The organism is Aquisalimonas sp. APHAB1-3 (assembly GCF_048323695.1).
In the GTDB taxonomy this organism is placed as follows: domain Bacteria; phylum Pseudomonadota; class Gammaproteobacteria; order Nitrococcales; family Aquisalimonadaceae; genus Aquisalimonas.
In genome coordinates, this window is sequence record NZ_JBLWFT010000008.1 from 48,068 (window position 1) to 61,143 (window position 13,076).

Below are 13,076 nucleotides of genomic sequence, written 5' to 3' on the forward strand. Positions count from 1 at the left end.
CCTGCCCTTTCTCAAACCCTGTAGTAATCCCGATACCAGGCCACGAATCGCTTCACGCCCTCTTCCACCGGCGTGTCGGGCCGATAACCCACGTCACGCACCAGTTCCTCGGCATCCGCCCAGGTGTCGGGCACATCGCCCTGCTGCATGGGCAGCAGGTTCTTCTCGGCTTCACGGCCCAGGCACTCCTCGAGCACCTGGATGTAGCGCATGAGCTCCACCGGCCGGTTGTTGCCGATGTTGTAGAGCCGGTAGGGCGCCGCGCTGGACGCCGGGTCGGGCGCGTCGCCGGACCACTGCGGGTCCGGAGCTGCCACGTAATCGGTGGCGCGCACCACGCCCTCGGCAATGTCGTCCACGTAGGTGAAATCGCGGCGATGGTCGCCGTAGTTGTAGACGTCGATGGGCTCGCCCGCCAGGATCGCCCTGGTGAACTTGAACAGCGCCATGTCGGGCCGGCCCCAAGGGCCGTAGACGGTGAAAAAGCGCAGGCCGGTCACCGGCAGCCCGTGCAGGTGCGCGTAGGTGTGGGCCATGAGCTCGTTGGCCTTCTTGGTGGCCGCGTACATGGACAGGGGGTGATCCACGTTCTGGTGCACGGAGAACGGCATGGCGGTGTTGGCGCCGTACACGGAACTGGTGGACGCGTAGACCAGGTGCTCCGCACCGGTCTCGCGACAGGCCTCGAGCACGTTCATGAAGCCGACTACATTGCTGTTCACGTAGGCGTGCGGATTCTCCAGCGAGTAGCGCACGCCGGCCTGGGCGGCGAGATGGATGACCCGCTCAAACCCGCCATGACGAAACAGTGCGTCCATGCCCGGGCCGTCGGCCACGTCCAGGCGCACGAACCGGAACCGGTCATGGGCCTGCAGGCGCGCCAGTCGCGCCTCCTTGAGGCTGACGTCGTAGTAGTCGTTGAGATTATCCAGCCCCACCACGGTGTCACCACGCGCGAGCAGCCGCTGCGCCACGTGAAACCCGATGAAACCGGCCGCACCGGTGACCAGAATCTTCATTGTCCGCCCCCAAACGAAACGACCCACCGCGGCTCCCGCGGTGGGTCGTGACATGGTACCGCTCCGGTGGCCGCGCGACCACCGATGAACGACCGCTCAGAACAGGCCGACGATCTGCTCGTTCTCGTCGATGTCGATATGGGCCGCCGCCGGATCCATGCCCAGCCCCGGCATGGTGCGCATCTCGCCGCACAGGGCGTAGACGAACCCGGCCCCGGCGGACAGCCGCACCTCGCGCACCGGCAGTACCCAGCCGGTCGGCGCCCCCTGCCGACCCGGATCCGCCGACAGGGAGAGGTGCGTCTTGGCGATGCACACCGGCAGATCGCCGTAACCCTGGTACTGGTAGCTGTCGATCTGCTTGCGCGCCTCGGCGCTGAACTCCACGCCGCCCGCCCCGTAGATGCGCGTGGCAATGCGCTTGATCTTGTCATCCAGGTGCATCTCGTCCGGATACAGGAACTCGAAGCGGTTCGGCTCCTCGGCGGCTTCCGCCACGGCCTCCGCCAGCTCCGCGGCACCGGCGCCACCGTCACGCACGTGGGTGCACAGCGCCACCCGGGCACCGGCGCGCTCGGCGACGTCGCGAATGGCCTCGTGCTCCGAGGCGAAATCCGACGGGAAGGCGTTGATGGCCACCACCGGGGCGATGCCGTGGGCCCGGATGTTGTCGATCTGCTTGCGCAGGTTGTCGGCGCCGGAGTAGACGTCGTCGGGATTCTCCGCCGTCATCTCCTCGGGCAGGGGCCGGCCGGGCACGACCCGGAAGCGGCCGGAGTGGAACTTCAGCCCGCGCACGGTGGCGACGATCACTGCCGCGTCCGGGACCATGCCGGAGGCGCGGCACTTGATGTTGAAGAAGCGCTCCGCCCCCATGTCGGCCCCGAAACCGGCCTCGGTGATGAGGTAGTCGCTGGTGCGCAGCGCGATGCGGTCGGCGACGATGGACGAGTTGCCGTGGGCAATGTTGCCGAACGGCCCCGCGTGCATGAGCGCCGGCGTGTGCTCCAGCGTCTGCAGCAGATTCGGCTTGAGCGCATCCTTGAGCAGCGCCGTCATGGCACCGGCAGCACCGATGTCCTCGGCGGTGACCGGCTGGTGGCTGCGGGTGTAGCCCACCACGATGCGCCCGAGGCGCGCGCGCAGGTCGCTCAGGGAGTGGGCCAGAGCGAGAATGGCCATGACCTCCGAGGCGGCGGTGATCTCGAAACTGCTCTGGCGGGTGAACCCGTCGGCGCTGGACCCCAGCCCGGTGACGATGTTGCGCAGGGCGCGGTCGTTGATGTCCATGGTCCGCTTCCAGCTGATCTGCTGCGGATCCAGATCCACCCCGCGCCGGTGGTGCAGGTGGTTGTCGATCATCGCCGAGAGCAGGTTGTGCGCCGACGACACGGCGTGGATATCACCGGTGAGGTGGAGGTTGATCCGCTCCATGGGGATCACCTGGCTGTAGCCGCCGCCGGCGGCTCCACCCTTGATCCCGAGGGTCGGCCCCATGGACGGCTGGCGCAACGCCACGGCAGCCGAGCGGGCGATATGGTGGAACCCCTGGGCGAGCCCGATGGAGGTGGTGGTCTTGCCTTCTCCGAGCGGTGTCGGCGTGATGGCGGAGACCACCACGTACTTGCCCCGCGGGCGGTCCGCCAACGCGTGCATGGCGGCCAGGTCGATCTTGGCGACGTCGTGGCCGTAGGGCTCCACGTAATCCGGATCGAGCCCCATGGCCGCCGCGATCTCGCCAATGGGCCGCCGCGGCGTGTGCCGCGCAATCTCCAGATTGCTGGGCAGGACATCGGCGACCGCCGCTTCCACCTCTTTCACGCTCGTTGCCATGGTTCCTCCTGCGCTTGCGGGCGTGTTGTCACAACGTGTGATGGCATTATTGCGGCGGCGATCGTGAATCAGTGTCCTGCGGGCGTCATTCACGGATTTGTGTACGACAACTCGTTTCAGAATGCCGACTTAACAACGATTCAAAAAACGGTTTATTCTCTCAATAGACGCTTTCCGGAAAGCAGAAGACGTTCCGGGAAAAGCGGTCGCCGCGTCGCTGCGGGATAAATCAGTTACGCGAACAGAAAAGCCGATCACGGCAGGTGAGGAGAAGGAGTAATGGTCATGGCGAATCCCGGCAGCATCACCGACACGCCCCGGCGGATCGGCTTTCTCATGATTCCGGGGTTTTCCCACATGGCGTTCTCGTCGGCGCTGGAGCCGCTGCGCATGGCCAACCAGCTCACCGAGAAGCCGCTGTACTCCTGGCACATCATCAGCCGCAGCGGTGGGCCGGTGGAGGCCAGCAACGGTCTGCCGATCGCGCCGGAGGCCGGCCTGCGGGAGGCCCTGGACCTGGGGCTGGACATGGTGCTGGTCTGCAGCGGCGTGGAGGTGCAGGAGCACGTGGACCGCGACACCCTGGCGTGGCTCAGCCGACTCGCCCGGCGCCACGTGCCGCTGGGTTCGATCTGCACCGGCGGGTACATCCTGGCACGCGCCGGCGTGCTGAACGGCTACCGCTGCACCCTCCACTGGGAGCACATTTCCAGTATCCACGAGGCACTGCTGTTCCCGGAGGTGGCGTTCTGCTCGGAGCTGTTTGTGCTGGACCGGGACCGCTACACCTGCTCCGGCGGCGTCGCTCCCCTGGACATGATGCTTACGCTGATCGCGCGGGAGCATGGCGCGGATCTGGCGGAACGGATCGCCGAGGAGTACCTGCACGAGCGCATCCGCGACTTCACCGAGCGCCAGCGCACGCCGCTGAAGGTGCGCCTGGGCACCAGTCAGCCGAAGCTGGTGGAGGTGGTCACCCTCATGGAGGCCAACCTGCACGAGCCGCTGACCCTGGACGAACTCGCGGCCCACGCACGCCTGTCGCGCCGGCAGCTGGAGCGGCTGTTCCAGCGCCACCTGGGCTGTCCGCCAACCCGCTATTACATGGATCTGCGCCTGGCGCGCGCCCGGCAACTGCTGCTGCAGACGGAGATGCCCATTACCGACGTGGCGCTGGCGTGCGGTTTCGTGTCGCCACCGCACTTCACCAAGTGCTACCACGAACGCCAGGGCCGCTCCCCCTCGGAAGAGCGGCGGCTGCGGCGCCAGCGGCTTGTGGCCGGTGCCGCGCCGCTGCAGGCGCACCAGCCCGCGGCGCTGGTGTCGAATCCGGAACCACTGCCCGCCGATACGGAGTTCACGCCACTGGAGGAGGAGGTGGAGTAGCCGCCGCCCCGTCGCGGGACTCCATCCGCCGTGCCACGGCGGCGAGCCAGTCGCGCAGGTAACCGGCCATGCTGCGGCGGATCATCAGCCGGAACGTGGGCACCCCGTCCTGCGCCCAGAGCACGACTGAGCCGTGACCGAGACGGGTCTGGGCACACTGGCCGGCTCCGAACTGCCGTACATGGAGATCCAGCGGCGTGCCACGGGCCAGGACGGCGCGACTGCGCTCGCCGGTGAGTTCCAGCGTGGCGTATCCCGCGCTCAGGGCCGTCACCGCCGCCCGGGTCGTGCCCAGGGCGCCGCGCACCGCCTCCAGACGCCCGGCCGGTCCGTCGGGTTCGACCACCGCCAGCCATTCGTCCGGCCCGGTCCAAAGCAGTTGCAACCCCTCCCCGGCGGCCCAGGTGTTGGGCGTGACCGGCGGCGGACACCCCAGCGCCGACGTCACCGCATCGACGAACGCAGGCTCGTCGGCGTTGCCACGCAGGTTGAGGATATCCCTGGGCACGACCGGTCGCAGCGCCACCCCCGCGAATGCCGGCAGGCTGGCGTCGGTCAGTGGCGGACGGGCCAGTACGTCGTTCATGGCGCTACTCCCGGGGCGGCTGGTAGAAGGACGGAGCGGTCACGGTGACGGCGATGGCGCCGGCGTCCAGATCCCACGCCGTGAGCCGTTCGCCGTGGCGCGCGCGGCCGCCGTTGACCATGGCCAGGGCGAAGCTGTGGCCGATACGGGCACCGTAGTAGCTGGAGGTCACCCACCCTTCCAGCGGCACCGGCGTCGACTGATCCGGGTTATGCACAAGCTGGGCGCCCTCCGGGACAACCACCTCCGGATCGTCCGGCGTCAGACCCACCAGTTGCGGGCGGTCATCGCGGCGGAAATCCGGGCGGCTCAGCGAGCGCTTGCCGAGACAGTCCTTGCGGTCGCTGATCAGGCCCTGCATGCCAAGATCCAGCGGGCTCACGGCGCCGTCCGTGTCCTGACCGACGATGATGAACCCCATCTCCGCACGCAGCACGTGCATGGCCTCGGTGCCGTAGGGGGTGATGCCGTACCGCTCGCCCAGGGCGAATGCGCGCTCCCAGAGGAACAGCCCGTAGTCCGCCGGCACACTGATCTCGAACGTCAGCTCGCCGCTGAAGCTGGCGCGCTGCACCCGGGCCGGCACGCCGGCCACATGGCCCTCGCGCACCGCCATGAACGGGAATGCCTGAGGGTCCAGATCGATGTCGGTGCCGAGGTCCTGCACCAGATCACGGCTGGACGGCCCGGCCAGGGACATGATCGCCCACTGGTCGGTCACCGAGGTGAGATACACGTCCAGCTCCGGCCACTCCGTCTGCAGCCAGCGCTCCAGCCACGCCAGCACCGCGGCGGCACCGCCGGTGGTGGTGTACATCAGGTAGTGGTGCTCGCCGAGCCGGGCGGTGACGCCGTCGTCGAGGACCGTGCCATTCTCGTCCAGGAGGATGCCGTACCGGCACCGCCCCACCGCGAGCTTGCGCCAGTTGTTGGTGTAGACGCGCTCGAGCAGGGTCACGGCGTCCGGCCCCTGGATGTCGATCTTGCCCAGAGTGGAGTAGTCCAGCGCACCGATGCCACGCTGCGTGGCCAGGCATTCGCGCCGCACGGCATCGTCCAGGGATTCACCCGCCCGGGGGTAGTACCAGGCGCGCTTCCACTGGCCCACGTCTTCGAACAGCGCGCCCCGAGCCACGTGCCAGTCGTGCATGGGCGTGGTGCGCACGGGCTGGAACAGCGCCCCCAGTTCCTCGCCCACGAGTGCACCGTAGCTCACCGGTGTCCAGGCGGGCCGGAAGGTGGTGGTGCCCACGGTCTCCACGTTCTCGCCCAGGAGCTCCGCGACGATGCCGGAGCCGACGATGTTTCCGAGGCGCCCCTGATCGGTACCGAACCCCATGATGCTGTAGCGCTTCACGTGTTCGATGGAGCGATAGCCTTCACGCACGGCCAGCTCCAGGTCCGACGTCTTGACGTCGTTCTGCAGGTCGACGAATGCCGGCAGCTTGCCCTCGGACGGCAGAGGGGCGCGCCAGAGGACGCGCAGCGCCCCCGGGGCCGGGTCGTCGTCGCGGACCGTCGGCACACTGGCCATGACCGGCTCGAAACCCAGCGCCGCGGCAGCCATCGCCCCCGCCTCGGCGCCGTTGGCGAGCACCTCGGCAAGAGTGAACACCCCGGCTGCCGCACCGGCAGAGCGCACGTAGTCCGGCCCCGATGCCGGCAGCAGCGTCGCCAGATCGTGATCGAAACGCAGGGGGCCGCGGATGTGCGAGTGCAGGTGCACCGCGGGATTCCAGCCGCCGGAGACCGCAATCAGGTCGCACGGCACACGCTGCTGGCCCTGGCGGGCCAGATCGCCGATGGTCGCGGCGGTGACCTGCCTGCGGCCATGCGCACTCAGCACGGCGCTGCCCGGACGCACGTCCACACCGGCATCCCGGGCGGCCGCTGCGGCGGCGCTGCACTCCTCCCGGGCGTCGGCGACCACCACCGACACCCCCACCGCCTGCAGGGCCTCCACGGCGGCGTAGGCGGAGTCGTTGTTGGTGAAAACCACGGCCCGCTGGCCCGGGCACACACCGTAACGGCGGATGTAAGTGGTCACGGCGGAGGCCGTCATGACGCCGGGACGGTCGTTGTTGCCGAACACGATGGGCCGCTCGATGGCCCCGGCGGCAAGCACCATCTGGCGGGCACGCACCCGCCAGTAGCGCTCGCGCGGGCCGGCACGCTTACCGGGTGGTCGGTGATCGCTCAGGCGTTCCACCAGCCCGGCGAACCCGTGATCGTAATTGCCGAATACCGCTGTGCGCGGCAACAGCGTCACCTCGGGCATGGCCGCAAGCTCCGCCACGGTGCGGGCGACCCACGCCTGCGCGGACTCGTCGCCGATCCACGCCCGGCTGGCGAGCAGATAGCCGCCGAAACGCGCCTGTTCGTCGGCGACGATGACCCGGGCGCCGGCGCGGGCGGCCGTCAGCGCGGCCTGCAACCCGGCCGCGCCGCCACCGGCCACCAGCAGGTCGCAATGGACGTTGCAGCGGTCGTACACGTCCGGGTCCGGCCCGTTCGGGGCATACCCGAAGCCCGCCGCGGGGCGGATCACCTGTTCGTAGCGCTCCCACCAGCCCTGGGGCGACATGAACGTCTTGTAGTAGAACCCAGCAGGCATGAACGGCGACAGCGCCCCCATGGCCGCACCGGGGTCCCGCTCCGGGCGCCCCACCGCCGGACGCGCCTCCAGCCCGTCGTAGAGTTCGGTCTGGGTCGCGCGTCGGTCGGGCAGCGTGACCGCACCACGGTCGATCTGCAGCAGGGCGTTGGGCTCCTCGGCACCATGGCCGACGATACCGCGGGGCCGGTGCAGCTTGATGCTGCGGTTGACCACACTGATGCCGTTGGCGAGCAGCGCCGATGCCAGGGTGTCGCCGGCATAGCCTTCCAGCTCACGGCCGTCGAAGACGAACCGGAGCGGTTCACCACGATCAATGAGGCCTCCCTCGGCCAGACGGCGCGGCTGCGTCATGATGCCGGCTCCCGCAGGGGCGGCGCCTCGCCGATGCGGTACGCCGCGTGAATGGCATGGGTGGCGGTATTGCGCTCGACGTTGAACCAGCGCCGGCAGCCGTGGGTGTGTAACCACTGCTCCCGGTGCCAGCCACAGGGGTTGGTGCGCATGAACTGGTAGTCGGCCCATTCGGCGTCCGACAGGGCGTCGGGCTCACGTGGCCGGGCGATATGGGCCTCGCCGCCGTAGCTGAACTCGCTCTCGTCGCGGGGGCCGCACCAGGGGCACGGGATCAGTAGCATGGCGGTTCCTCCACATACATCCTGTAGGAGCGACGTGAGTCGCGATCGAGGGCCAGGTCGCGACTCACGTCGCTCCTACGGCTCCGGCCCGGATTTCGGATCAATGCGCCACCGCCGCCGCGCCGTGCTCGTCCACCAGCGCCCCGGTCTCGAACCGGTCCAGGCCGAAGGGCGCGTTGATCGGGTGCGGCTCGCCGGTGGCCAGCGTATGCGCGAACACCCAGCCCGATCCGGGCGTGGCCTTGAAGCCGCCGGTGCCCCAGCCGCAGTTGAAGAACAGCCCGCCCACCGGCGTCTTGCCGATAATGGGCGAGGCGTCCGGGCAGGTATCAACGATGCCGCCCCAGTGGCGCAGCAGCCGCATGCGGCTGAAGATCGGGTAGAGCTCCACCAACGCCGCCAGGAAGTGCTCGATGGTCTGGAAGCTGCCGCGCTGGCCATAGCCGTTGTAGGCGTCAATGCCCGCGCCGATCACCAGCTCGCCCTTGTCGGACTGGCTGACGTAGACGTGGATGGCGTTGGACATGACCACCGTGTCGAGAATCGGTTTGATGGGCTCGGAGACCAACGCCTGCAGCGGGTGGCTCTCGATGGGCAGCCGGAACCCGGCCATGTCCGCCAGCACACCGGCGTGGCCCGCCACCACGACGCCGACGCGATCGGCATCAATGGGACCGCGGGATGTGTCCACGCCCACCACAGCGCCGTTCTCGCGCCGGATCCCGGTGACCTCGCAGTTCTCGACCACGTCCACGCCCAGGCTGTCCGCCGCGCGGGCGAACCCCCAGGCGACGGCATCATGCCGGGCGATGCCCGCCCGCGGCTGCCACGACGCGCCCAGCACCGGAAAGCGGATGTCGGAGCTGGTGTTGATGAACGGCACGCGCGCCTTCACGCCGGCCTGGTCCAGCACCTCGCCATCAATCCCGTTCAGGCGGTTGGCATTCACGCGTCGCCGGATGTCGCGCATGTCCTGCAGTGTGTGCCCGAGATTAAGCACACCGCGCTGGCTGAACATGACGTTGAAATTGATATCCGCCGACAGCCCCTCCCAGAGCTTCATGGACTTCTCGTACAGCGCGGCAGAGGCGCTCCACAGGTAGTTGGAGCGCACGATGGTGGTGTTGCGCGCGGTGTTACCGCCGCCGATCCAGCCCTTCTCCAGCACGGCGACATCGGTGATGCCGTGCTCCTTGGCCAGGTAGTAGGCCGTGGCCAGGCCGTGCCCGCCGCCGCCGACGATCAGCACCCGGTAGCGGCGCCTGGGTGCGGCCTGGCGCCAGGCCGGCTCCCAGTGACGGTGGCCGCTGGCGGCGTGGCGGGCGATATTGAGGGCCGAGTAGCGCTGCATGGCCAGACTCCAGGATGCCGGTGAGACGGGGTTGATCAGTCGTCGTCCGACGCGACGCCGGGCCGCACCACGAACTCGCAGGCCTCGGCACCACTGGCGGCGCAGCACCGTTCCTCGGCGATGGCGATGAGGTCGGGATCGTCGCACGCCCACCCCATGGCGCCCTCGAACCAGGCCAGAAAGGTCCGGCAGGTGCGCGGACCGCGCACCCCGGCGACGGTGAACGGCGAGTTGTACACGCGTACGGCGGCACCACAGTCGTGCGGACGGCAATACACCAGTTCGAACCGACCCCAGCCACGCTGGCCGAGGCTGTCCAGGTAACGGGCGACCACGGTGGCCGCGTCCGCGCCCGAGCGGGCAGCCTCGACCTCACACCACTGCCGGGCGGAGCGCCGCGCCACCGCCTGCCAGGCGGATTCCGCCGGGCTGCCCGCGACCGTGCCCTGGAGCCGGGCCATGTCCTCCCGCGGCAGCACCAGCACGGGCGTTCCGTTGAGACGCCATTCGCCAGAGGTCTCGTCGATCTCCACGGGGATGGTATGCACGGATGCCATGACGCCCTCCCGGCCGTAGCCAGTCATTTCGCAGGGCTGCAGCCGGATGCGGCGGCAGCGTTACGACTTACGTTAGACAAGCCCGGCACTACCCCGCTGTCCCGCGGCGAACACGGTTTGCCTTCCTGCGACAGCGCCCGCGACACCCGGTTTGCCCGGCGCGACACTCGCCGCGCACATGACGCCCACGGCTAACTGGCCGTCGTCCGCAAGGGGATGCCACACCGCACCCGGCGCTAGATTGCATACCGTCAACGAGGGTTCCGGACCGGGAGGATGACGGCATGTGGCAGGCAACGGCGACGACAGTCACGGCAACATCGCGGGGCGCAGAGGCCCTGGCCGCTCCCCGGTACGAGCTGATCCCGCTCGCGGGGGTGATGGAGCAGGCGCGCCATCTGCCCCGGGACGCTACGGTGACCGTCACCTGCTCGCCCAGGCACGGCATCGACGCCTCTCTGGACCTGGCCGAGTCCCTCGCTGCTTCCGGCTACCACGCCGTGCCCCACGTGGCCGCACGCCTGGTCACCGGCCGCGGGGACCTGCAGCGCATTTTCCAACGCCTGGACGCCGCGGGACTGGACGATGTGTTCATCGTCGGCGGTGATGCGCCCACCCCCGCGGGCCCCTATCCGGGCGGGCTCGAGCTGCTGGAGGACCTGGACACCCTGCCACACCGCCCGCGGCGGATCGGCGTACCGTCCTACCCCGAGCCCCACGCCACCATCCCGCCGGAGCGGATGCAGGCGGCACTGGACGCAAAGAACGCGCTGGCGGACTACACCGTCACCCAGATCTGTTTCGATGCGGACACGATCCTGTCGTGGCTCGCGGACCAGCACGATCGCGGAATGCGGCTGCCGGTCTACGTGGGTCTGCCCGGTGTCATCGACCGGATGAAGCTGATGGGCCTGGCCATGCGGATCGGCCTCGGCGCCTCCACCCGGGTGCTGCGGCGCCAGGCCGGACTCGCCTCCCGGCTCCTGGGCGGCAGCACCTACCGGCCCGACACCCTTGCCGAAGCACTGGTGCCTGCGTTCGACAGTCCGGCGACACCCGGGCTGGCCGGGTTCCACCTGAACACCTTCAATCAGGTCGCCGGGACCGTGGCGTGGGCGGAAGCGAAGGCAGCGGCACTGCACCCCGGTGAACCGGCCGACGCGGATCAGGCACAAGCGGCAGTCACGGCGCCTGCAGGCCCACAAGCGGGCTATTACTAGCGCCCCGCCCCCGAACGTACGTGCAAGTGATACCCCGCTGGCTTAGGCTGTCATTTCTGACAGGTTGAGCCATGCCCTGACACCTGCAAATATAACAGCGTTACATCCGTAACGACGTTATTGGCGAGGTATCAGATGTCCAAGGTGCTCTACGAGAAGGACGGCCGCATCGGCCGCATCACCCTGAACCGTCCCGAGGTGCTCAACGCCATCGACGATGAGCTGCCGCACGAGCTGGCCGACGCCGTGGCCCGGGCCAACGGCGACCGTGGCGTGCACGTGATCATGCTCGCGGGCGCCGGCCGCGCCTTCAGCGCCGGCTACGACCTCGCCTATTACGCCGAGGCCAACGGCACCGGCAACGTCACCCAGGCCATGCCGTGGGATCCGATGCAGGATTACGCCTTCATGAAGGGCAACACCGAGCTGTTCATGACGCTCTGGCGCTCCTACCGCCCGGTGATCTGCAAGGTGCACGGCTTTGCCGTAGCCGGAGGCTCCGACATCGCCCTGTGCTCCGACATCATCCTCATGGAAGACTCCGCCGAAATCGGCTATATGCCAACGCGGGTCTGGGGCTGCCCCACCACCGCCATGTGGGTCTACCGCCTGGGCGCGGAACGGGCCAAGCGGATGCTGTTCACCGGCGACCGGATCACCGGCACGGAAGCCGAGCGGCTGGGGCTGATCTACCGGGCCACACCGGCCAGCGAGCTGGATCGGGAGGCGGAAGCCCTGGCGGCACGCATGGCCACCGTTCCCGTGAACCAGTTGATGATGCAAAAGCTGATGATCAATCAGGCTTATGAGAACATGGGCCTCGAAACAACACAGATGATGGCGACGATGTTCGATGGCATCACGAGGCATTCACCTGAAGGTCTCAATTTCAAGCAGCGGGCAGAGACCGTCGGCTGGAAACAGGCAGTAAGGGAGCGCGATCAGGGAAGCTATGACTGGACAGAAAACCGACCGTTCGATGACGAAGGACCGCTCTGACGACACTAGCGCGGGCGGGCCCGGGGCGTTGCGCAGCAATGGCGATGGCCAGCGCGAGGACAAGCGCGAGGCCATTGTTGCCGCCGCTGCGCGGGTATTCAAGGAACGCGGCCTCGAGGGCGCGTCCATGCGGCTGATTGCCCGAGAGGCGGGCTGCACCACCGGGGCGATCTATCCCCACTTCGGCGGCAAGGAGTCGCTGTATGCCGAAGTGCTCGCCCAGTCGCTGGCGTCCCTGCAGCAAGCCATCCGCGATGCCACCGCCATCGCTCCGGCGGGTAGCCAGGGGCGTGCCGGCATCAAGGCGTTCTACGACTACTACCGGGCCCATCCGCTGGAGCTGACGCTTGGTCTGTATCTCTACCAGGGGGCGCGGCCCGTCGGCCTGAGTGAAGACCTGGACCGCTCGCTCAACCGCAGCCTGCAGACCGTCTTTGACCTGATCTCCGACGGCCTGGCCAACGACGGCTATGACGACACGGCCCTGCGCACCACCAACGGCGTGGCCCAGGCCGTGGGGCTGCTGATCCTGCACCAGACTCGGCGCCTGCGGCTGCTCGAGAGCAACGTGGACGAGCAGATGACCTACTTCCTGCAGCAGCTCTGAGGCCCCGGGCATCCGTCCCGCCGCCGGTCACCCGGCCGGCGGGACAGGCAATCGTACACAACCCCGTAACAGCCCAGCCAGAGGCTCCCCATAACAGTGCACGCATGGCCCGGCCGTGCACCACGATGCAGCAACGGGGGTTGCCCATTGGCGATACTCACCCTGCCCGACCTCCCATCCCGTTGATTTGTCGCTGATTCGGACCTGTCCCTGTTGCTGGCACGCTTCGTGAAGACCGTATACACCGATGTATCCGCACGGATTCG

The 13,076-nt window shown here is 68.4% G+C and carries 11 protein-coding genes; 4 read left to right on the forward strand and 7 right to left on the reverse strand.

The window, feature by feature from the left end:
- Nucleotides 1–11 precede the first annotated feature (11 nt).
- The gene (locus tag ACNSTU_RS12310) at nt 12–1,019 is read right to left on the reverse strand and encodes an NAD-dependent epimerase (RefSeq protein WP_290631226.1); all 1,008 of its coding nucleotides are present in this window, start codon (nt 1,017–1,019) and stop codon (nt 12–14) included.
- Between the two features lie 96 nt (nt 1,020–1,115).
- The gene (locus ACNSTU_RS12315) at nt 1,116–2,852 is read right to left on the reverse strand and encodes a formate--tetrahydrofolate ligase (protein WP_290631216.1); all 1,737 of its coding nucleotides are present in this window, start codon (nt 2,850–2,852) and stop codon (nt 1,116–1,118) included.
- Nucleotides 2,853–3,137: 285 nt separating this feature from the next.
- Between ACNSTU_RS12315 and ACNSTU_RS12320 the strand changes: the two genes are divergently transcribed.
- Nucleotides 3,138–4,238 carry a GlxA family transcriptional regulator gene (locus ACNSTU_RS12320; protein ID WP_290631214.1) on the forward strand — a complete coding sequence of 367 codons (1,101 nt, stop codon included), beginning with the start codon at nt 3,138–3,140 and terminating at the stop codon, nt 4,236–4,238.
- On the opposite strand, the gene ACNSTU_RS12325 is transcribed toward ACNSTU_RS12320, so the two are convergent.
- The 5 genes from ACNSTU_RS12325 to ACNSTU_RS12345 all read right to left on the reverse strand — a co-directional run bounded on the left by ACNSTU_RS12325 (nt 4,210) and on the right by ACNSTU_RS12345 (nt 9,984).
- Complete coding sequence (locus ACNSTU_RS12325; protein ID WP_290631212.1) at nt 4,210–4,824, reverse strand: sarcosine oxidase subunit gamma; 615 nt, start codon at nt 4,822–4,824, stop codon at nt 4,210–4,212. The two genes, ACNSTU_RS12320 and ACNSTU_RS12325, sit on opposite strands and share 29 nt — an antisense overlap.
- Nucleotides 4,825–4,828: 4 nt before the next feature.
- Nucleotides 4,829–7,792 carry a sarcosine oxidase subunit alpha family protein gene (locus ACNSTU_RS12330; protein ID WP_290637313.1) on the reverse strand — a complete coding sequence of 988 codons (2,964 nt, stop codon included), beginning with the start codon at nt 7,790–7,792 and terminating at the stop codon, nt 4,829–4,831.
- Complete coding sequence (locus tag ACNSTU_RS12335) at nt 7,789–8,076, reverse strand: sarcosine oxidase subunit delta (protein ID WP_290631208.1); 288 nt, start codon at nt 8,074–8,076, stop codon at nt 7,789–7,791. Before ACNSTU_RS12335 ends, ACNSTU_RS12330 begins: the two co-directional genes overlap by 4 nt.
- Nucleotides 8,077–8,176: 100 nt before the next feature.
- Nucleotides 8,177–9,427, reverse strand: a complete 1,251-nt coding sequence (locus tag ACNSTU_RS12340) for a sarcosine oxidase subunit beta family protein (RefSeq protein WP_290637315.1) — start codon at nt 9,425–9,427, stop codon at nt 8,177–8,179.
- A gap of 35 nt (nt 9,428–9,462) precedes the next feature.
- Nucleotides 9,463–9,984, reverse strand: a complete 522-nt coding sequence (locus ACNSTU_RS12345) for a DUF5943 domain-containing protein (protein ID WP_290631204.1) — start codon at nt 9,982–9,984, stop codon at nt 9,463–9,465.
- Between the two features lie 284 nt (nt 9,985–10,268).
- Here ACNSTU_RS12345 and ACNSTU_RS12350 point away from each other — a divergent pair, with 284 nt between their 5' ends.
- The 3 genes from ACNSTU_RS12350 (at nt 10,269) to ACNSTU_RS12360 (ending at nt 12,810) form a co-directional block, all read left to right on the forward strand.
- Nucleotides 10,269–11,204 (forward strand): methylenetetrahydrofolate reductase, encoded by a 936-nt coding sequence (locus tag ACNSTU_RS12350; RefSeq protein WP_290631202.1) that lies wholly within the window; start codon nt 10,269–10,271, stop codon nt 11,202–11,204.
- Between the two features lie 135 nt (nt 11,205–11,339).
- Nucleotides 11,340–12,203, forward strand: coding sequence for a crotonase/enoyl-CoA hydratase family protein (locus tag ACNSTU_RS12355; RefSeq protein WP_290631200.1), 864 nt, complete (start codon nt 11,340–11,342; stop codon nt 12,201–12,203).
- Nucleotides 12,184–12,810 carry a TetR/AcrR family transcriptional regulator gene (locus tag ACNSTU_RS12360; RefSeq protein ID WP_290631198.1) on the forward strand — a complete coding sequence of 209 codons (627 nt, stop codon included), beginning with the start codon at nt 12,184–12,186 and terminating at the stop codon, nt 12,808–12,810. Before ACNSTU_RS12355 ends, ACNSTU_RS12360 begins: the two co-directional genes overlap by 20 nt.
- The last annotated feature ends 266 nt before the right edge of the window (nt 12,811–13,076 follow it).

Bases quoted from the DNA above. Each gene is read 5' to 3' on its own strand.
- ACNSTU_RS12330 (WP_290637313.1), bottom strand. From the start codon at position 7,792: ATGACGCAGCCGCGCCGTCTGGCCGAGGGAGGCCTCATTGATCGTGGT.
- ACNSTU_RS12335 (WP_290631208.1), bottom strand. From the start codon at position 8,076: ATGCTACTGATCCCGTGCCCCTGGTGCGGCCCCCGCGACGAGAGCGAG.
- ACNSTU_RS12310 (WP_290631226.1), bottom strand. From the start codon at position 1,019: ATGAAGATTCTGGTCACCGGTGCGGCCGGTTTCATCGGGTTTCACGTG.
- ACNSTU_RS12345 (WP_290631204.1), bottom strand. From the start codon at position 9,984: ATGGCATCCGTGCATACCATCCCCGTGGAGATCGACGAGACCTCTGGC.
- ACNSTU_RS12340 (WP_290637315.1), bottom strand. From the start codon at position 9,427: ATGCAGCGCTACTCGGCCCTCAATATCGCCCGCCACGCCGCCAGCGGC.
- ACNSTU_RS12360 (WP_290631198.1), top strand. From the start codon at position 12,184: ATGACGAAGGACCGCTCTGACGACACTAGCGCGGGCGGGCCCGGGGCG.
- ACNSTU_RS12320 (WP_290631214.1), top strand. From the start codon at position 3,138: ATGGCGAATCCCGGCAGCATCACCGACACGCCCCGGCGGATCGGCTTT.
- ACNSTU_RS12350 (WP_290631202.1), top strand. From the start codon at position 10,269: ATGTGGCAGGCAACGGCGACGACAGTCACGGCAACATCGCGGGGCGCA.
- ACNSTU_RS12355 (WP_290631200.1), top strand. From the start codon at position 11,340: ATGTCCAAGGTGCTCTACGAGAAGGACGGCCGCATCGGCCGCATCACC.
- ACNSTU_RS12315 (WP_290631216.1), bottom strand. From the start codon at position 2,852: ATGGCAACGAGCGTGAAAGAGGTGGAAGCGGCGGTCGCCGATGTCCTG.
- ACNSTU_RS12325 (WP_290631212.1), bottom strand. From the start codon at position 4,824: ATGAACGACGTACTGGCCCGTCCGCCACTGACCGACGCCAGCCTGCCG.